We start from the raw sequence: 17,692 nt of genomic DNA on the forward strand, positions 1-17,692 counted from the left end.
GAATTCAGCCCACCTCGCGTGGGCTTTTTATTGAAGGGAGAAACACCATGGGTCAACTGATTGCGGGCACCTGCTACGTCAAAGTGGACGGCGCTCAACTGACCATCAACGGTGGCTGCGAAGCGCCACTGATGTTCACCAAACGCGAAACCGTCGTACCGGGTTTCTACAAGGAAACCGACATTGCCCCGTCCTTCAAGGTGACGGCGCTGCACACCGCGGACTTCCCGCTCAAGCAACTGGTTGCCGGCACCGACATGACCGTCACCTGCGAATTCAACAACGGCAAGGTCTACGTGCTGGCCGGCGCCTACCTGGTGGAAGAGCCTGTGTCCAAGGGTGACGACGCCACCATCGAGCTGAAATTCGAAGGCATCAAGGGGACCTGGCAATGAGCGATGTCGTGACGCTGCGCGTGGCCATCGAGGCCCACGGCGAGCCTGTGAGCGAACTGACCCTGCGCCGTCCGACGGTGCAGGAAGTCCGGGCGATCAAGGCGCTGCCGTACAAGATCGACAAGAGTGAGGAGGTGAGCCTGGACATGGACGTCGCGGCCAAATACATCGCGGTGTGCGCCGGCATCCCGCCGTCGTCGGTCAACCAGTTGGACCTGGCTGATCTCAACGCGCTGAGCTGGGCTGTCGCGAGTTTTTTCATGAGTGCGGCGTCGCAACCATCGGCGACCTGATCGCCGCCGCCTATGACCTGGCCTGGTTCTGGAAGGTTGATCCCGAACAGATGATGGCCAGGCCACTGGATGTGCTCCGCGAATCCCTGGAGCACGCGCAACGGATCAATGCGATGCAGCAGGTGCAGTGATGGCAGACACACAAACGGTAGAGAAAAAAGCGGTGCTGCTGACCGGCATCGATGAGCTGTCACCCAAGCTCGCCGGGCTTCGTGCGAAGGTCGCGAGTTTCAAGCAGAACCTCGACGCCACGGGCCTGGGCAGCCTGGATATTTCCGGTCTGCTGCCCAGCGGCGGCCTGGCCCAACCATTTATGGACGGGCTCAAGTCGGCGCTGGCTTTCAAGGACGAAGCGGGCGCAGCGAGCTCGGCGGCCAGCGCCGTCCAGGCGCCTGAAGCGCCTCGTGTAGCGGCACAGAACCTGGATGGATTGAAGACTTCCATCAGCAACGTGTCGGTGCAGTTCGGCTCGGCCTTGGGGCCTGCGGTCAATGCGGTGGCGGTCAGTTTGCAGCCCATGGTCAGCGGCGTGGCCCAGGTGCTGCAGGACAACCCGCAACTGGTACAGGGCCTGGCGAATAGCGTCGTGGCGTTCAACGCGATCCAGACGGCGGTCAGTGGCGCGAGCCAGGCAATGGAAGTGGTCAACCTGGCCTTGAAGATGAATCCAATCGGCTTGATTGCCATGGGCATCGCCTTGGCGGCAGGGATGATCATTGCCTACTGGACGCCGATTTCGGCGTTCTTCGCCGGACTCTGGCAGCGGCTTGCGCCGATCGTCTTGCCGATGGTCGAGTTCTTCAAGACGATGTTCGCCTTCACCCCGATGGGGCTGGTGATCAGCAACTGGGGCCCGATCAGCAGCTTTTTTGGCGCGCTCTGGAATGTAATCGTGGCGGCGGCAACGCCGGTCATCGGTTTCATGCAGACGCTGTTCGCCTGGTCACCCCTGGGTTTGATCGTTGCCAATTGGACGCCCCTGACCGGGTTATTCGCGGCGATCTGGGATCTGCTCAAGGCCTTGACCGTGCCGGTGATGGATGCCCTGAAAGGCCTGTTCGATTGGACGCCCTTGGGACTGATCATGGCCAACTGGGGCACGATCGGAGAAGTCTTCGCCGGGATCTGGGAGGGCGTGCGCAACCAGGCGTCGATCATGCTGGCGGTATTGAGCGGCCTGTTCGACTGGTCACCCATCGAGGGCCTCACCCAACAGTGGGGGCCGGTGGGCGAGTGGTTCAGCCAGTGGTGGGACAAGCTGCAGGGCGTGATTGCACCGATCAAGGCGTTTTTCAATGGCGGCTTCGGTGAACTCATCACCACGTTCACCGGCAAGGTCGAAGGCCTGACCGAGGCGCAGCGACAGACCAACGCCGAAGGCAAGGGTGAGCTGGCGCCGGCGTTTTTTGGTGGGGCCAGCGAACAGCCTCCGGGGCTGTCTTCGAGCCTGGCGCCGGCGTCCGCCAACGTGCCAGCCAAAACCGCGCTGGCACCGGGTGCGTTGCCGCAAACCTCCAGTGCCTTGGTGCAACAAAGCGCCGCCAACAACCGCACGCAACTCGAAGGCGGCCTGACCGTGCGCTTCGAAAACGCGCCGGCCGGGTTGCGCGCCGATCCGCCACAGACCAATCAACCGGCCCTGGCGGTGAGTTCGCGCATTGGCTATCGCTCACTTTCCACAGGAGGTTCCAATGAGCTGGCGTGATCGTTTGTTGCCGGCGTCGTTTCGTGGCGTCGGGTTCTGGGTCGATCAGGCGAAAACCCCGGTCGGCCACAAGGGCCAGCTGCATGAATATCCCCAACGCGACCAGCCGTTTTTCGAAGGGCTTGGCCAGCAGGCGAAGATTCATGAGCTGACCGCGTTCATCGTCGGCCCTGACTGCCTGGAGCAGCGTGACAAGCTGCTCAAGGCTTTGGAACAGGGCAGCGGCGAGCTGGTGCATCCATGGCTGGGACGCATGCAGGTCAAGGTCGGCGAATGCGACATGACCCAGACCCGCCAGGACGGCGGGCTGGTGACGTTCGCCCTGAAGTTCTACCCCGACCAGCCGCTGCAATTTCCCTCGGCCACGATCAACAGCCAGAAACTGCTGCTGGTCTCGGCCGACAGCTTCCTCGGTTCGACGGTGCGGCGCTTCGAAGACGCCATGGCCGTGATCAAAGCTGCACGGATCGGCATCGCGGACCTGCGCAACAGCCTCAAGGATGTCTACGCGGTGATCGAGCAGGAGCTCAAGCCGTTGATCGAGACCTATCGGCAACTCAGCGACCTGGTCAAGGCGGTGAAAGCGTTGCCCAAGGACGTGGTGGCCGAGTTCAAGGGATTGCTGGGCGACATCCGCGAGCTGAAGGACTTTGCCCGTGACGGCTATCGCGGCGTGATTGCCAGCGTGTCGCAACAGGTGGAAGCCATTCGCAAGGCCGACGCGCCCAAACTCACCACCGGCAAGGACACCACGGCCGCTGCCCAGGCCGTGGCCGATCTGGTGCAGGACACACTGCTGGTGCAGGCCGCGCAATGGATTGCGGCGATGCCGGTGGCAGCGCCTGTGGTCAAGTTGGACGCCACGCCGTCGGTGGCGCAACAGGCCGTGCAACCGGTCCAGCGCCGGGACGTACCGGTGGCCGACGATGTGTTGGCCCTGCGCGACGCGCTTAACGATGCGATCTGGCAGGCTTCCCTCAAGGCTGATCCGGAGCACTACCAGGCGATGAATAACCTGCGCCAGCAAATGGCCGCGCACCTGACGGCAGTGGCGTCGTCGGGTGTCAGGCTGATCAACCTGTCGTTCAAGCAAAGCCTGCCGGCGCTGGTGGTGGCGTATCAGCAATTTGCCGATGCCACCCGGGTGACTGAAGTGACCCAGCGTAACGGCGTAGCCCATCCTGGTTTCCTGCCGCCCAATGACCTGAAAGTCTCGGGGGAGTAAGTCATGAACGAGCTCGACAACGCTGTCTCGCTTACCGTCGGTGGGTTGGATTACGGCGGCTGGAAAAGTGTGGAAATCAGTGCGGACCTGGAGCGCCAGTTTCGCACCTTCAAACTCGACATTACCTGGCAATGGCCGGGGCAGACCCAAGCAGTGCCGATCCGCCCGGGCGATGAATGCCAAGTGCGCATTGGTGCCGACCTGGTCCTCAGCGGTTATGTGTTCAAGGCGCCGGTCAGCTATGACGGTCGGCAGATCAGCCTGAGCATTGAAGGCGGTTCCAAGACCCAGGATCTGGTGGACTGCGCGGCGATCAACCGTCCGACTCAATGGCGCGGGCAAACGGTGTTGAGCATCGTCCAGGCCCTGGCCTCGCAATACGGCGTGGCGGTCATCAGTGAGATTCCTGAAACCGCGCGGTTGAGCGAACACAGCATCGTGCCGGGGGAAACGGTCTTTCAATCCATCGACCGTTTGCTGACGTTGTTCCGGGTGTTTTCCACCGATGACGCGCAAGGCCGCGTGCTACTGGCCAAACCCGGCAGTGGCGGACGGGCCAGTGACGCGTTGGAGTTGGGCAAGAACATCTTGTCGGGCAATGCACCGATGGACTACAGCCAGGTGTTCTCTGAATACCGGGTCATCGGCCAGCACAAGGGCAGTGATCAGCAGAGCGGGGCGGCGGTGAGCGAAGTCTCTGGCTCCGCCGCCGACTTGAGCTTCAAGCGCAAGCGGGTGACGGTGATCAGCGAGAGCGCGCAGTTGACCTTCGAACTGGCCCAGCAACGGGCCGATTGGGAAAGCGCCATCCGCACCGGCAAGGCCCTGACCACCACTTACCGCGTGCAGGGCTGGCGCCAGGCCAATGGCGACTTGTGGCGGCACAACACCTTGGTACGGGTGATCGATCCGGTGCTGGGGTTCGACGGTGACATGCTGATTTCCAAAGTCACGTACTCGCTGTCGGCACAAGGCTCCGTCACCACCCTGCAAGTCGCACCGCCGCATACCTTTGACGCGAACCCGGTGCCGCCCAAAACCTGAGCCCGGCGCCGATGCCTGCTCACCACCGACCCCCTGTGGGAGCGAGCTTGCTCGCGATGACGACAGCCCAGCCAATAGAGATGTAGATCCGAACACCGCGTTCAAGTCCACGATTCTCAAGGAAACTTCAATGAGCCTACTGACCCGCCTTCTGGCGCGCGGCACTGTCGTGCTCGCCAATTCGGCCACCAAGCTGCAGTCGCTGCAAATGCGCCTCACCGCTGGCGAAGTGAACGACGACATGGAGCACTTCGAACCCTACGGCTTCACCAGCAACCCGTTGGCCGGTGCCGAGGGCATTGCCACGTTCCTGGGGGGTGACCGTTCCCATGCCGTGGTCCTGGTGGTCGCCGATCGCCGCTTCCGCCTCCAGGCCCTGGCCCCTGGCGAAGTGGCGCTCTACACCGACGAAGGCGACAAGCTCCACTTCAAGCGTGGTCGTGTCATCGACATCCAGACCGCGACCCTGAACATCCGCGCCAGCAGCGCGGTAAACATTGACAGCCCGGTCATCAACCACACCGGCAAGATCGTTTCCCAGGGCGACCAGATCGCCAGTGGCATCAGCCAGATCAAACACGTGCATGTCGGTGTACAGGCCGGCAACGGCCAGACCGGTGCACCAGCGGGAGGCCAGTGATGTTCATCAGCCAGAACTTGCACGCCGCGCTGACGCGCTCGGTGCTGATCAGCCTGTTCACCTGGCGCCGCGCTGCCGATGACGATGCCGTCGATGACGAGGAACGTTTCGGCTGGTGGGGCGACACCTTTCCGACCGTGGCCGACGACCGCATCGGCTCGCGGCTGTGGCTGTTGCGACGGGTCAAGTTGACTCGCCAGACCCAGATCGACGCCGAATTTTATGCCCGCGAAGCCTTGCAATGGCTGATCGACGACGGCCATTGCAAGGCCATCGACATCATCAGCGAACGCCTCGACGCCCAGCGCCTGAACCTGCGCACGGTCCTGACCCTGGCCGACGGCGAGCGCCTGGACATCAACCCCGATAACTGTTGGCAGGTGACCTATGCCGTTTGAAACCCCTTCGCTGCCGGTGCTGATCAAGCGCGCCCAAAGCGACCTGGCCAGCGATTCGCTGCGCCAGTCCGATGCCCAAGTGCTGGCCCGCACCCTCGGTGGCGCTGCCTATGGCCTGTATGGCTACCTGGACTGGATCGCCGAGCAGATCCTGCCGGACAAGGCCGATGAATCCACCCTGGAACGCATCGCTGCCCTGCGCCTGAACCAGGCGCGCAAAGCGGCTCAAGTGGCCAGCGGCAGTGTCAGTTTCACTGCCACCGCTGGCGCGGTACTGGATGTCGACACGCTGTTGCAATCCACCGATGGCCGCACATTCAAAGTGACCACCGCCCGCACCACCAGCAATGGCCTGAACACCGCCGCCATCGCCGCGTTGGACGCCGGCAGCCTGGGCAACGCCGACGCCGGCCTGGTGTTGACGCCAGTCCAACCGATCCTCGGCATTGGCAGCAGCTTCACGGTGCTGGCGCCGGGGCTGACTGGCGGCGTTGCTCGGGAAAGCCTCGAATCCCTGCGAGCGCGGGTGATCCGCTCCTACCGCATCATCCCCCACGGTGGCTCGGCCCAGGACTATGAAACCTGGGCCCTGGAGTGCCCTGGCATTACCCGCGCGTGGTGTCGTGGCAGCTACCTGGGACCGGGCACTGTCGGCCTTTTCGTGATGCGGGACGACGATCCTCAACCGATCCCCAACGCCGAGCAATTGGAAGAGGTGCGGACCTACATCGAGCCCTTGCGTCCGGTGACCGCCGAGCTGCACGTACTGGCGCCGACGCAGGTGCCGGTGACCTACCGGCTGCGCATCACCCCGGATACCAGCGCCGTGCGTGCGGCCATCGAGGCGCAACTGCGCGACCTGCACAACCGCGAAGCCGGCCTCGGCGAAACCCTGCTGCTGACCCACATCGCCGAAGCCATCAGCAGCGCCACGGGCGAAACCGACCACAAGCTCACTGCGCCGAGCGCCGATGTGGTGGCGGCCAGCAATCAGTTGCTGACGTTCGGAGGCTGCGTATGGCAGGCATAAGAACCGCTGAACAGTACCAGGCCCAACTGCGCAGCCTGCTGCCCAGCGGTCCGGCGTGGGACCCGGAGCGCGTGCCGGAACTGGACGAAGTGCTGCAAGGCATCGCCCAGGAACTGGCTCGCCTCGACGCCCGTGCCGCCGACTTGCTCAATGAGATGGACCCGGCGGGCGTGAGTGAGCTGGTGCCGGATTGGGAGCGGGTGATGAACCTGCCTGATCCGTGTTTGGGGGCTACGCCGTTGTATGACGATCGTCGCTTGGCGGTGCGTCGACGGTTGTTGGCAGTGGGCAGCCAGGCCATTGCCTATTACGTGGAAATCGCCAAGAGCCAGGGCTATCCCAACGCCACCATCACCGAACTCAAGGCGCCGCGCATGGGCCGCGCACGGTTCGGCGAGGCTCACTTTGGCACCTGGCAGGCGCAGTTCATGTGGACCCTCAACACCGGCGGCCGGTTGCTGCTGGGGCGGCGTTTCGGTGCGAGCTATTGGGGGGAGCGGTTTGGCGTCAATCCGGGGTCGGCTCTGGAGTGCCTGATTCATCGCAGTGCGCCGGCGCATACCAAGGTTCACATCAATTATGACTAGGGAGTAAACGGATGGATTATCCGAAGAGTGTGCCCAGCGCCGGCTTGGTGAATGGGAAGTTCGTGGATGAAAATCCACTGACCGGGACGCCGGGGTCGTTGATTCCGGCAGCTTGGGGAAATGGAGTCACGCAAGAGATTGTGAATGTCATCAAGGCGGGGAATCTGACGCCAGATGAAACTCAAAACGATCAACTGCTCGAGGCCATTCAGTCTGTCAGCGCCAAGGGCTGGAACCAGGATCTCGCGCTTCCGATCGCCGCTTTGCCGTTGCCAACGATTGCAACGGCAGACGCCCGTTTGGCAGTCACTTCAACGCCACTATCAACCAGCGGCGGTCGCGTCTCGATTCCGGCGGGTGTGTACATCAGCATTGGACAGGAGGTAGTGAGTGGGCGGTTGGGGCGATCGCGTACTTACGTGACGACGGCCTGGAGCAGCGCCGATTTGTTGCCCAGCGCCAGCTATTTTCTTAGAGCGCAGGTCATAGGCGGCGCGCTGACGTTCTATATGCAGCGTGGAAGCCTGTATGACCTCTCGCCGGAATCCTTGAAGGGGACTGTCAACGGAGCGTCCGGCGGCGGCTTTGCGTCCACTCCCCTGGACATATGCCTGGCCTGGGTGACGACCGGGGCGCCGGGCTCCTTGCCGACGATTCGAACGATCTACAACCGTGCTCAATTGACCTGGACCCAAACTGTGAATGGCACGGGGGTGGTTTATCTACCGCTGGATCCGCATGCGCGTGCGGCGCGGCTTGTGGCGGGCAATCCAACACCCTCTCCGAGTGCCGTGACTTCGCTGGCGTTTGTTCAGACCGGGTGGGTTGGGGGCAACTACAGCTACCTGTCGCCCGCCTTACAAAGTATCGGTAACCAAGCGGGGGGCTGGAGCAGCCCATACATGTGTGTGCTGTTCTCTAATAACGTTGTCAACGACGTAACGGTTTCTACTGTCACAGCCAGTTTTGATCATTCTCAATCTCGCTCGCTTTGGCAGTGCTTTCAGGCGGAGCACACATTGGGGTCGACCAATGCTGAGAGTGATGAACTGTTGCTGAGCATGGGTATCAAGGGGCACCAGGCTCTGACTGACTACAGCGTGGGTATCGCCGTCAACTTTACCAATGCGATCAATGTTCACCTGTCCTGGGAGCTGATCCGATGAAAGTCATTCAAGAACTGCACCAGTACGAAGATGGACTTCGCCCGCCTTCACCTTCTTCCGCCCATACCTGGGAGGACGGTACATGGGTCCTCACAGAAGAGAATGCTGCTGAGCTGTTGCGCCAGGAAGCCGAACGCTTGTGCACCAAGGTCGATGCCGCTGCCGACAGCGTCCGTCGTACGTTGGCCGGTGACCCACTACGTGCCCTGGAATACCAACAAGCCGCCCTGGAGGCGCAGGCCTTCAAGGATCAGGGCTACCCGAAAAAAGCCGTTCCACTGGCCGTTTCGGCGTGGGTTGTCAAAGGGCGCACAGCCAGGCAGGCGGCGGATCAGATTCTCGCCAAGGCCGCCGAGTTTGAAGCAAACCTGCTGGCGCTTCGCGAACTGCGCCTCAAGGCCAAGACACAGATTCGTGCGCACATCGCCAAAGGCAAGGCGGATCTTGCGACTCAAACCGCTGATGACGTGCTCGCAGCCCTCCGGGCGCTACCTCTTCACGCTTGAGTCCCGCCTCACAGAGAGAAATAAAACATGGATTATCCAAAAAGTGTTCCCAGCGTCGGGCTGGTGAACGGTCGGTTTGTGGATGAAAACCCGCTGGCGGGTACGCCTGGGTCGTTGATCCCGGCGGTATGGGGAAACAGTGTCACTCAGGAAATCCTGGGTGTGATTTCTGGCGCCGATATGGCGCCCTCCGAAGCGGACACCGATCAGCTTTTCAAGGCCGTTCAGAAAATTATTGGTACGACCACCCCTGTGCGTTCGGTCATCACGCGACTGGCCTTTTCGAAAGTGCTAACGGCAAATGAGCTTGGTCTCGTATTGATTGATGCCAATGCTGGCGCCACCACGATCGGGTTGCCCTCATCCAACGTCGGGCTGGGTGTTCGAGACGTCATTATCCGGCGCCTGGACAATAGTGGTAATCGTCTTGTGGTTCAGGCCGCCGGCGCGGATCGAATCAAGTTCCACACCCATCTCTCAGCTGTCGGCTATCCGTTTCTCGTATTGATGGGCAGTGGTGACTGGTGGCATTTGCGCAGTGACGGTGCCGGTAGTTGGTGGCCCATGGGAAGGTTTGACAACACGCCTTTAGGTCGCCCGTTTTTTGAGACGACTATCCAACTGAGCCCGGGAGGTTACGGTGCGCTAAATGGCACAGTCATGAAGCGTATTGAATGGCCTTGGCTCTGGGATCACGCCCAACAGTCTGGAATGCTCGGCACCGAGGCGACTCGGGAGGGCAATGAAGGTAAATGGAGTTCCGGTGATGGTGCACTCACTTTTCGTGCGCCGGAAGGAAGGGGAGAGTTCCTGCGAGTCTTGGACGAAGGGCGCTCTGTGGATCCCGGACGGGCAATGGGGAGCTTTCAACCCGGCACCGTTCACTCCCATGCGCTAGGGGCTCAAGGGGCTGGTGCGGTTGGATCAAGGTGGTCCGATAGTCTTACCGGATTCGGTGCCAATACCCGCGAAGAAATCAAAATCATCGGAGACTTGGTAAATGGCGGCCCGACTTTCCCTGCCGGAACCACTTACCAGATGGATGCGGCCAATACGCTGCTCTACTCCTTCAAGTCCCGCCCACGCAACGTCGCCTATCCTGCGCGTATAAAACTGATCTGAGGTGTCTGTGTTTTATTATCTATTCGATAAAGCCGGCGCATTGTCCGGGCCTGTGGAGTTTTCCGTAACGCCAGGTATTGGTGTTCAGATCCCCAGTAATGCTGTTGAAATTTCCTTTGAACTCCCCCCGCCTGAAAAGGGCCGTACGTGGGCACTGGTGAATGATGTTCCTCGAGAGGTGGTTGATCATCGCGGTTTGGTTTATCGCAAGGAGGATGGCGGCCAGCAGATATGGAGTGAACTTGGGGAGTTGCCGGCAGCATTCACAATTGAACCCTGGCCGGGTAATTACCATATCTGGAGAAACAATACCTGGCAGTTTGACGCTGAGTCACAGCTGAGCGACCTCAAGGCCCAGGTTTTGGTTCAGCGGGATGCTCTTCTTCGTGAGGCAGTTCTGCGTATAGCCCCCCTGCAATACGCTGAAGACATCGGCGACGCCAGCGACCAGGAACAACTGGCGCTGATGGAGTGGAAACTCTATAGCGTTGAATTGAATCGCATCCAGCATCAGATCGGTTTTCCTACCGACATCAACTGGCCTGTGATGCCTGAGCCGGCAGCTTAAGCAACCCACGGCAGAACATCAAAACTTCCTTAATTTATCGTGCCACTGCGCATTAACGGTGAGGCTTTATATCGCCTTCATTTTGATCGCTGGTCAGTCAGGAGCGAAAAAATGGACTATCCAAAAAGTGTGCCCAGTGCAGGTCTGTCGAACGGCAGGTTCGTGGATGAGGATCCGTTGGCGGGTACGCCGGGTTCCTTGATTCCCGCCAGTTGGGGCAATGGTGTGACGCAGGAATTACTCAACGTCATTCAAGCGGCGGGGATAGCGCCGTCTGAAGCCCTCTATAACCAATTGCTCACAGCCTTGCGTGGCAGCGGATTGTTTCTTACCGCGCCGCTATTCGATAACAGCAGGGCCGTTGCAACGACTGAATACGTACTCCGCAGCGGGATGCAGTATGGCGGATTCGATGTTTACAGCACCGGGGCGACATTGACCCTATCGGATGTTGGCGGAGTTGTCAGTTTCGCCAGTAATACACCGGTTGCCGCGAGGCTGCCGGCTACAGCCGAAATCATACATGCCGCCACAGTAACAATTGTCAACGCGGGATCGGGCATCGTTACCGTTTCGACGGCATCCGCTGTTGATGTGCTGTGCGCTTCGAATGGTGCGCAGGGAACAATCACTATCGGTCTGGGCGAAACGGCGGAGTTCATTAAGCTCAATAATCAATGGCGTCTTATTGGCGGTACGGTGGCGTTGAAATATACGGCTATGTCCACTTCGTCATTGCAGCCCAATGGCTGGAAGCGGACGCCTGATACAACGAGTCCGACGGGATATGTTATTGAGCAGTGGGGTGTTTCTTCCAGCGGTGTGGATGCCAACGGCGTTATCGTAACGTTTCCTATGTCCTTCCCTAACGCTGTTAGAAACATCGTAGTGACCGATGGAGGCTCCACCTGTGCGTCTTTTGGAGTCTCCACAGGCTCGCTGAGCCAGTTCAGACTTTATGGGCGGGATTACAATGGTGCCTATTCAAATTGGACTGGACTATGGCGAGCGATAGGTTATTGAAGGGGAGGTAAATATGTTGATTTATTACGCTCAATCCACAGGCGGGTTCTACAACTCTATCGATCACTCGGGCAATCTTCCTGAAGACGCGATCAAGATCACCGATGAAGAATATCGAACCTTATTTGCCGCCCCCTTCCTGAACAAACGTATCGAGTCGGACGCCAAAGGTCGTCCGGTGCTCCTGGAGCAGTCCGTTAATGAACTCACGGTACGAATGGCCAGTGAAAAGAATTGGCGTGATGCATCGCTCACAGCAACCGACTGCCTCATAGCAAGGGATCGCGACGAAATGGACGACGGCGGCGGTACGACGCTGGACCAAACACAGTACACACAGCTTCAGGCTTATCGCCGGGCTCTGAGGGATTGGCCGCAGGATGAGCACTTTCCAGCCACTGAATATCGTCCGGTTGCGCCGTCCTGGCTGGCCGGACATCTTTGATCATGCACTTGCGATGACCTGAACATGGACCTTACGCAGCAGCAACTCATCAACATCATGCCCAACGCCCGCACCCAAGCGGGCGTTTTTATTTTCGCGCTGAACACCGCCATGCCCCACTATCGTATCGACACGCCCAAACGCATGGCCGCGTTCCTGGCCCAGGTCGGTCATGAGTCGGGCCAACTGCGTTATGTGCGCGAGCTAGGCAGCGAGCAATACCTGAGCAAATACGATACCGGAACCCTGGCCGTTCGCCTGGGCAACTCGCCCCAGGCCGACGGTGACGGCCAGAAGTATCGCGGCCGAGGGCTGATCCAGATTACCGGTCGTGACAATTACCGTCGTTGCAGTCAGGGGCTGTTCGGCGACGAACGCCTGCTGGCCTTGCCTGAGCTTCTTGAGCAACCGCAATGGGCCGCCGAGTCCGCTGCGTGGTTCTGGGAGCAGAACGGCTTGAACGAACTGGCCGACCGCGATCAGTTCAACAACATTACCCGCCGTATCAACGGCGGTTTGAACGGCTTGGAGGAGCGCCTGCAGCTCTGGGCTCGGGCGAGGGCGGTGTTATGCAAACCTTCGGCCTGATGCCTTTTTCGTCTCGCGCCCTGGGCGTTGTTGTGTTGCTCGCGCTGCTGGCCGGCGGCTCGGCGATGCTCGCGTGGCGGTTCCAGGACTGGCGTTACGGACAGCAGTTGGCCCGACTCGCACAGTCCCAGGCCGAGACGCTTAATCAAATGACCCAAGCGGCCGCGACGCAGCAAAAGGCCGAGCAAGACAAACGCCTGGCCCTGGAGCAGCAGCTCGCCGCCAGCGAACAAACCCATTACCGAGCCTTGAGCGATGCCCAACGTGATCAGGATCGCCTGCGCGATCGCCTTGCTACTGCCGATGTCCGGCTGTCAGTCCTCCTCGACGCCGACGATGTTGCCGCCGGTTGTGCAGTGCCTGCCGCCACCGGCGCCGGCGGCGTGGATCATGGCGCCCCACGCGCCCGACTTGACCCGGCGCATGCTCAACGAATTATCGCCATCACCGACGCCGGTGATCGCGGACTGATTGCCTTGCAGGCCTGTCAGGCCTATATCAGAGCGCTGGGTCGGTAATCCGACGAGCCTTGCATGCTTCGAACGCTCGTGTACGGTAGGCCTCATTGCGTCGAATCAGGAGAGCATCATGGACGACATTACCGAACTGGCTGCTGAACTGGGCCGGCGCCTGCAGTTGCTCAATGCCCACGTCACCACGGCCGAGTCCTGCACTGGCGGCGGGATTGCCGAAGCGATCACCCGGATTCCCGGGAGTTCGGCCTGGTTCGAAGCCGGTTTTGTCACCTATTCCAATCGCCAGAAGACCCAGCAGTTGGATGTCCCGACCGAGTTGTTCGAGAAGGTGGGGGCGGTCAGCCGCGAGGTGGTCGAAGCCATGGTTCGAGGCGCGCAGCAAAAAAGCCTAGCGCGTTTCGCCGTGGCGGTCAGCGGCGTGGCCGGGCCGGACGGGGGCTCGCCGAGCAAGCCGGTGGGCACGGTATGGCTGGCCTGGGGCGTTGGCGAGGCGGTGATCAGCGAGCAGCGATTCTTTGCGGGCAACCGTGACGAGGTCCGCCGACAAACGGTGAAGGCCGCGCTAGAGGGGCTGTTGCAACATGCCGCTGTAGAAATCTCAAATCAGGGGTAGGCGATCCTCAATCGCTGTGGAATAATACTGGCTACTTATACAGGTGTTGGCCGTCAGGCCTTATTGATTACGTGAGGACTTTAATGGACGACAACAAGAAGAAAGCCTTGGCTGCGGCCTTGGGTCAGATCGAACGTCAATTCGGCAAGGGTGCCGTAATGCGTATGGGCGATCAGGACCGTCAGGCTATTCCTTCCATCTCCACCGGCTCCCTGGGCCTGGACATTGCGCTTGGCATCGGCGGTCTGCCAAAAGGCCGAATCGTTGAAATCTACGGTCCTGAATCTTCCGGTAAAACCACGCTGACCCTGTCCGTGATCGCCCAGGCCCAAAAAGCCGGCGCGACCTGTGCCTTCGTCGACGCTGAACACGCCCTGGACCCGGAATACGCCGGCAAACTGGGGGTCAACGTCGACGACCTGCTGGTTTCCCAGCCGGATACCGGTGAGCAGGCCCTGGAAATCACCGACATGCTGGTGCGTTCCAACGCGGTTGACGTGATCATCGTCGACTCCGTGGCGGCACTGGTACCAAAGGCTGAAATCGAAGGTGAAATGGGCGACATGCACGTGGGCCTCCAGGCTCGCCTGATGTCCCAGGCGCTGCGCAAGATCACCGGTAACATCAAGAACGCCAACTGCCTGGTGATTTTCATCAACCAGATCCGCATGAAGATCGGCGTGATGTTCGGCAGCCCGGAAACCACCACCGGTGGTAACGCGCTGAAGTTCTACGCCTCGGTCCGCCTGGACATCCGTCGTACCGGTGCGGTGAAAGAAGGTGATGAGGTTGTCGGCAGCGAAACCCGCGTCAAGGTCGTGAAGAACAAGGTGGCTTCGCCGTTCCGTCAGGCCGAGTTCCAGATTCTTTACGGCAAGGGCATCTACCTCAACGGCGAGATGATCGACCTGGGTGTATTGCACGGTTTCGTCGAGAAGTCGGGTGCCTGGTATGCCTACAACGGCACCAAGATCGGTCAGGGCAAGGCCAACTCGGCCAAGTTCCTGGCTGACAACCCGGAAGTCGCCGCCGCCCTTGAGAAGCAACTGCGTGACAAGCTGCTGAGCCCGGTTGCAGACGTCAAGTCCGTGGCTAATCGCGAGACCGCTGACGACCTGGCTGACGCTGACATCTGATCGATCCGATGACCGTCGTACTCGATACTCTCGTCGCGGTGCGGCGAACCGCGATGGACCTGCTCGCCAGGCGCGAGCACGGTCGCGTCGAGCTGACGCGTAAATTGCGTCAGCGCGGTGCTCCCGATGAGTTGATCGACACGGCCCTCGACCGTTTGACCGAAGAGGGTCTGCTGTCGGAGTCCCGTTATCTGGAAAGCTTTGTCTCTTATCGCGCTCGCTCCGGTTATGGTCCTTTGCGAATTCGTGAGGAACTGGGCCAGCGTGGTTTGCAACGCCCGGATATCGAACTTGCCTTGCGCGAAAGTGGTATCGATTGGCAGGAGCAACTGACGGACACCTGGCGCCGAAAGTTTTCAGGACATTTGCCCATCGATGCACGGGAACGAGCCAAACAAGGGCGTTTCCTGGCGTATCGAGGCTACTCCATGGAAATGATCAACCGCTTGTTCAGCGGTCGCGGTACGGATGACTAAACAAAAACGGCCTGCTATTTCGATAGCGGGCCGTTTTTTTATGGGCTCAGGTTACCTTGATGGGTTCCCAGGTGAGGGAATGGGGTTTTTGGGCGGGCTGGGCCCAGTTTTCCGGCAGGTTGATGTAATCCACCAGTTCCCTCAAGCGACCGTGATCCCGGGCGTTAAAGGTAAACGCCAGTCGCGTCAGATGGCTGAACTGGGCTTCGTCTTGCTCTTCACCGCTGTAGTCATGTTGATGAAAACAGTCGTTCAGGCACAAATCGGCGAATTCTCCCTGCATCTGCTGCAGCGCCTGTTCGTTTAGCTTGTGATTCATGCGGATCACGAACTGATGCTTGAGCCAGCGGCTGGAGTGGAAGTTGCGGTAGAACTGGTTGATCTCTTCCACGGCCTCGTCGGCGTTGTACACCAGGCGCATCAGCTTCATGTCGGTGGGCAGGATGTAGCGGTTTTCCTCCAATTGCTCGCGGATGAAGTCCAGGGCACCTTGCCAGAACTTGCCTCCCGGGACATCCAGCAGGACCACCGGCACCAGCGGGCTCTTGCCTGTCTGCACCAGTGTCAGGACTTCCAGCGCTTCATCAAGCGTGCCGAAACCGCCGGGGCAGAGCACCAGTGCATCGGCCTCTTTGACGAAAAACAGTTTACGGGTGAAGAAAAAGTGGAACGGCAGCAGGTTCGGCGTGCCTTCAACGGTCGGGTTTGCATGCTGCTCGAAAGGCAGGGTGATATTGAATCCCAGGCTGTGTTCGCGCCCTGCACCTTCATGGGCTGCGGCCATGATGCCACCGCCGGCGCCTGTGATGACCATCATGTCTGAACGGGCCAATGCAGCCCCCAGTTCTCGGGCCAGGCCATACAACGGATGTTCGATGGGGGTTCGGGCCGAGCCGAAGACCGTGACCTTGCGCCGGCCCTTGAACTGTTCGAGTGTACGGAAGGCGTGTTCCAGTTCCCTCAGGGCTTGCAGCGTGATCTTGGCATTCCAGCGGTTGTGATCCTCCTGGGCCATGCGCAGCACGGTCAGGATCATGTCTCGGTAAATGGGGAGGTTGGGGCTGTTGGGGGATACCAGGTTGAGTTGCTCGTCAACCTTGCGGGTGAGGTCGTGGCCGTGGTTCTCAAAATGACGACTGAGCAGGTCATTCGGTTTGTAAGGCATTCAGCTTCTCCTTCTTAACAGAACCCCGGCCCGGACGAGAGATTCATCGGGGCCACGACACTCCGTGTGTCGTTGTCAGCCCAGGCATCGGCCTGGAGGGTGACCTGGCTTGACGCGGTCTGCAGCAAGGCGACCAAGCCATCCAGCGGTTCTGCTTTTCCCTTTGATAAAAAACAGTCGCACGCGAAGGTGTTAGCCGGGCAGCCTCTTTCTGCCCGATGAAAATACTATGGATACTTCTGAATCTAGACCGTCATGCCGATTTTTGCTGCTCTGATCATGGCGCGCAAAAGTGACCGTTGGCAACCGCTGATGCATGCGCTGAACGATCGCGCCGCTCGTCAGATTGCCGGCCGGGTGCGTGCCGCTCTGATTTACTGATAATAAGCGTGCCTATGTAATTTGACGCCCAAGGTTGGGTGCCACGTGATGGATTGAAGCGGATCGGGCATGGAGGCAGGAGAAATGACCAGGGTCACTCTGGAACTCGACAGGCAGTTGTACTTGATGTTGTTGGAATCGGCACAGGCCAATCGGGTGAGTCTTGAGGAAGAATGCTGTCGTCGGCTGGGAGGGCGAGCGTGGCGCTCGCGTTACTTGCAGGCACTGGTGGCGGAGTTGCGCGCCGACGATGAGCAGCGGCGCGCAAGCACAGGTTGATTACTTCTTCGTCTTGGCGGGTTTCGGGCAATCCGATTCCTGGAAGCGCTCGGTCGCGACCGGACGGTTGGTCTTAATCTCGGTGAACTCGTAGCGCATTGTTGCGCCCTTGGCCATCAACTTGCGCAAACCCGGATTGGTACACACTGTAGAGCCCAACTGGAAATACACGGCCTTGGGATCTGCGCGCATTTTCTGGGCGTGGCTGCTTTGCACGCTGAGATGGTTGATCAGCTCGGTGCCTTCGACAGTATAGCCCTGGTCGAGAATGTCGTCGTTGATCGCCCGCGGCGTACCGACGCTACTTTCCTTGGCGACGTTCTGCAGCATCTTGTTCAGTTCGAGTTCTTTCAGCGAAGCAGCCTGAGCGCTGAAGGACGTCGCCAGCAGAACGGCAACGGTAGGGACGATAAGGCGCAGCATGAAACTCT

At 60.0% G+C, this 17,692-nt stretch carries 23 protein-coding genes; 21 read left to right on the forward strand and 2 right to left on the reverse strand.

Annotated elements, in window-relative coordinates; all coding sequences use genetic code 11:
- Positions 1–47: 47 nt before the first annotated feature.
- The 20 genes from GFU70_RS05800 to recX all read left to right on the forward strand — a co-directional run bounded on the left by GFU70_RS05800 (position 48) and on the right by recX (position 15,436).
- Positions 48–395 carry a phage tail tube protein gene (locus GFU70_RS05800; RefSeq protein WP_003198314.1) on the forward strand — a complete coding sequence of 116 codons (348 nt, stop codon included), beginning with the start codon at positions 48–50 and terminating at the stop codon, positions 393–395.
- Complete coding sequence (locus GFU70_RS05805; protein ID WP_003198316.1) at positions 392–688, forward strand: phage tail assembly protein; 297 nt, start codon at positions 392–394, stop codon at positions 686–688. Before GFU70_RS05800 ends, GFU70_RS05805 begins: the two co-directional genes overlap by 4 nt.
- A gap of 130 nt (positions 689–818) precedes the next feature.
- Entirely contained in the window at positions 819–2,393 is a 1,575-nt protein-coding gene (locus tag GFU70_RS05810) for a phage tail protein (protein WP_153387724.1), read from the forward strand.
- The gene (locus GFU70_RS05815) at positions 2,380–3,618 is read left to right on the forward strand and encodes a DNA circularization protein (RefSeq protein WP_116643057.1); all 1,239 of its coding nucleotides are present in this window, start codon (positions 2,380–2,382) and stop codon (positions 3,616–3,618) included. Before GFU70_RS05810 ends, GFU70_RS05815 begins: the two co-directional genes overlap by 14 nt.
- A 3-nt stretch (positions 3,619–3,621) precedes the next feature.
- A complete protein-coding gene (locus tag GFU70_RS05820; RefSeq protein ID WP_058543732.1) occupies positions 3,622–4,662 on the forward strand; it encodes a phage baseplate assembly protein in 1,041 nt (346 codons plus the stop codon).
- A 130-nt stretch (positions 4,663–4,792) separates the two neighbouring features.
- Positions 4,793–5,302, forward strand: a complete 510-nt coding sequence (locus GFU70_RS05825) for a phage baseplate assembly protein V (RefSeq protein WP_058543733.1) — start codon at positions 4,793–4,795, stop codon at positions 5,300–5,302.
- Positions 5,302–5,700, forward strand: coding sequence for a phage GP46 family protein (locus GFU70_RS05830; RefSeq protein ID WP_153387725.1), 399 nt, complete (start codon positions 5,302–5,304; stop codon positions 5,698–5,700). Before GFU70_RS05825 ends, GFU70_RS05830 begins: the two co-directional genes overlap by 1 nt.
- Positions 5,690–6,730, forward strand: a complete 1,041-nt coding sequence (locus GFU70_RS05835) for a baseplate J/gp47 family protein (protein WP_058543735.1) — start codon at positions 5,690–5,692, stop codon at positions 6,728–6,730. The genes GFU70_RS05830 and GFU70_RS05835 overlap by 11 nt, the downstream gene beginning before the upstream one ends.
- A complete protein-coding gene (locus tag GFU70_RS05840; protein WP_024617650.1) occupies positions 6,718–7,317 on the forward strand; it encodes a YmfQ family protein in 600 nt (199 codons plus the stop codon). The genes GFU70_RS05835 and GFU70_RS05840 overlap by 13 nt, the downstream gene beginning before the upstream one ends.
- A gap of 11 nt (positions 7,318–7,328) precedes the next feature.
- Entirely contained in the window at positions 7,329–8,483 is a 1,155-nt protein-coding gene (locus GFU70_RS05845; protein ID WP_153387726.1) for a phage tail protein, read from the forward strand.
- Complete coding sequence (locus GFU70_RS05850) at positions 8,480–8,989, forward strand: hypothetical protein (protein ID WP_058543737.1); 510 nt, start codon at positions 8,480–8,482, stop codon at positions 8,987–8,989. Before GFU70_RS05845 ends, GFU70_RS05850 begins: the two co-directional genes overlap by 4 nt.
- 27 nt (positions 8,990–9,016) lie before the next feature.
- Positions 9,017–10,111, forward strand: a complete 1,095-nt coding sequence (locus GFU70_RS05855; RefSeq protein WP_153387727.1) for a phage tail protein — start codon at positions 9,017–9,019, stop codon at positions 10,109–10,111.
- A 7-nt stretch (positions 10,112–10,118) separates the two neighbouring features.
- On the forward strand, positions 10,119–10,679 hold the full coding sequence (locus GFU70_RS05860) for a tail fiber assembly protein (RefSeq protein WP_153387728.1): 561 nt from the start codon (positions 10,119–10,121) through the stop codon (positions 10,677–10,679).
- Positions 10,680–10,790: 111 nt separating this feature from the next.
- A complete protein-coding gene (locus tag GFU70_RS05865) occupies positions 10,791–11,702 on the forward strand; it encodes a phage tail protein (RefSeq protein WP_153387729.1) in 912 nt (303 codons plus the stop codon).
- 13 nt (positions 11,703–11,715) lie between these two features.
- The gene (locus GFU70_RS05870) at positions 11,716–12,147 is read left to right on the forward strand and encodes a phage tail assembly chaperone (protein ID WP_058543741.1); all 432 of its coding nucleotides are present in this window, start codon (positions 11,716–11,718) and stop codon (positions 12,145–12,147) included.
- Positions 12,148–12,171: 24 nt separating this feature from the next.
- Positions 12,172–12,735, forward strand: coding sequence for a glycoside hydrolase family 19 protein (locus GFU70_RS05875; RefSeq protein ID WP_153387730.1), 564 nt, complete (start codon positions 12,172–12,174; stop codon positions 12,733–12,735).
- A complete protein-coding gene (locus GFU70_RS05880) occupies positions 12,717–13,253 on the forward strand; it encodes a lysis system i-spanin subunit Rz (RefSeq protein ID WP_153387731.1) in 537 nt (178 codons plus the stop codon). Before GFU70_RS05875 ends, GFU70_RS05880 begins: the two co-directional genes overlap by 19 nt.
- Before the next feature lie 70 nt (positions 13,254–13,323).
- Positions 13,324–13,824, forward strand: a complete 501-nt coding sequence (locus GFU70_RS05885; RefSeq protein ID WP_116643051.1) for a CinA family protein — start codon at positions 13,324–13,326, stop codon at positions 13,822–13,824.
- An 83-nt stretch (positions 13,825–13,907) separates the two neighbouring features.
- A complete protein-coding gene (gene recA, locus GFU70_RS05890; RefSeq protein ID WP_003198351.1) occupies positions 13,908–14,960 on the forward strand; it encodes a recombinase RecA in 1,053 nt (350 codons plus the stop codon).
- A gap of 8 nt (positions 14,961–14,968) precedes the next feature.
- Positions 14,969–15,436 (forward strand): recombination regulator RecX, encoded by a 468-nt coding sequence (gene recX / locus GFU70_RS05895; protein ID WP_058546690.1) that lies wholly within the window; start codon positions 14,969–14,971, stop codon positions 15,434–15,436.
- 46 nt (positions 15,437–15,482) lie between these two features.
- On the opposite strand, the gene GFU70_RS05900 is transcribed toward recX, so the two are convergent.
- The gene (locus GFU70_RS05900) at positions 15,483–16,601 is read right to left on the reverse strand and encodes a TIGR00730 family Rossman fold protein (protein WP_058546691.1); all 1,119 of its coding nucleotides are present in this window, start codon (positions 16,599–16,601) and stop codon (positions 15,483–15,485) included.
- A gap of 465 nt (positions 16,602–17,066) precedes the next feature.
- Here GFU70_RS05900 and GFU70_RS05905 point away from each other — a divergent pair, with 465 nt between their 5' ends.
- Positions 17,067–17,261 (forward strand): hypothetical protein, encoded by a 195-nt coding sequence (locus GFU70_RS05905; RefSeq protein WP_058546692.1) that lies wholly within the window; start codon positions 17,067–17,069, stop codon positions 17,259–17,261.
- Here GFU70_RS05905 and GFU70_RS05910 read toward each other — a convergent pair whose 3' ends face one another.
- Positions 17,262–17,684, reverse strand: coding sequence for a quorum-sensing-regulated virulence factor family protein (locus GFU70_RS05910; protein WP_153387732.1), 423 nt, complete (start codon positions 17,682–17,684; stop codon positions 17,262–17,264).
- Between the last annotated feature and the right edge of the window lie 8 nt (positions 17,685–17,692).

Origin of the sequence: Pseudomonas brassicacearum (assembly GCF_009601685.2) — a bacterium.
Classification (GTDB): domain Bacteria; phylum Pseudomonadota; class Gammaproteobacteria; order Pseudomonadales; family Pseudomonadaceae; genus Aquipseudomonas; species Aquipseudomonas kilonensis_B.